General features: G+C 40.8%; 1 pseudogene. It reads right to left on the bottom strand.

What is annotated here, in order from left to right:
* Positions 1 to 871: pseudogene (locus tag DW830_RS15450) on the bottom strand (hypothetical protein); the annotation flags it as partial.
* Positions 872 to 1,312 lie beyond the last annotated feature (441 nt).

Here is a 1,312-nt window from a genome sequence, read left to right as displayed (position 1 = left end):
CGCAATAATATCTACCTATATTATAATATAAGAGTTCACTACCTCTACGAACCTGACTTGGGGTAATAAACTGATCTGCTTTTTGCCGCATCATCTGGATATAATAACCAGCACGCTTATAGTCTTTCCTGTTAATATAGACATCTATGATGGCATTCAAACCATGATACATTTCTGAACCCAGCGCGTTTTTCATGCAGAAATGATGAGCATTGAGGGAAATACTCAAGACTGAATCCGAATTTCCCAAATTATAATAACCGCTGGCTTGCGTACGATAAGCAGCAACTGCAGCCAATGTATCCTTAGCCAACCAGGCATATTTAGCAGCAAGTCTTGTTTCCTTTATCGTCATCAGAGGGGAAGATCCTACACTATACAAATCTCCCATAGCGCCATGAATCCTAGACAACAAGGCATAATCACACGAAGCACTCGTGGTATCAGCCAATTCCACTGCCTTATTGTAGTTATCGAGAGAAGCAGGGGCATCCTGCAGATCCCGATACACACAGCCTAAAAGATAATATGCCAGCATTCGCTCATTCATAGAGCCATGCTTGTCGTAATAGGCAACCACTCGCTTCATCACGCTATCTGTGGTAAAATCCACAAAGCTCTTGTTCATCGCCTTGGCATAAATCAGATCATAATGCATCTGTTGTACCTTGCTCATATCAGGCTTCTGCGCCTTTAGACTATCAAGCATGGCTAAGGCTGTCTGTGCCGAATCCTGACAGACATCCATCAAACTATCAGCACTTGCCATCTTGGAATCCACAAAACGATTTCCGCCACATGAAACCAGCAGAAACAAAACGGTTATGATAACTATTTGCAGAAAATTATAAGTTGTCTTTCTTTTCATCATTGCATATTTCTTGTCGAGTAAGTGGAGGGAATTTCACCCACCCTTCTCTCGGAACCGTGCTTGAAAGTCTCCCTTCACACGGCTCTTTGCACTTACTCTTTATTAATTTTATTACTCCTATTACAAAGGCTGCCTCATTCATTAGCTCATTCTCCATTTCCTGGAGTTGGACTTTGAATTTGGCTAAGTACGCTCCCCCTTCGCTCCATCCCCATTACAGAGACTTGATAGAATCTATCAAATATAGCCAATATCGGACGTCATTCTGTCTCAGGACACACTTTTGGGAGCAAAGATATAAAAAATAAAGTTGCGAGACGAATATTTTGGTTAACCTGTTGGCGGAATTAAAAAACCGCCTGAAAATTAGTATATTTTTATGGAGAAAAAGTTGTGCATCTCGTTGATTTTAAGTAACTTTGTAGTGTCCAATTATAAAGT

Origin of the sequence: Prevotella sp. AM34-19LB, from assembly GCF_003468525.1 — a bacterium.
In the GTDB taxonomy this organism is placed as follows: domain Bacteria; phylum Bacteroidota; class Bacteroidia; order Bacteroidales; family Bacteroidaceae; genus Prevotella.
The sequence above is the reverse complement of the archived record's forward strand: the minus strand, read 5'-3'. Positions and strand labels throughout refer to the sequence as shown.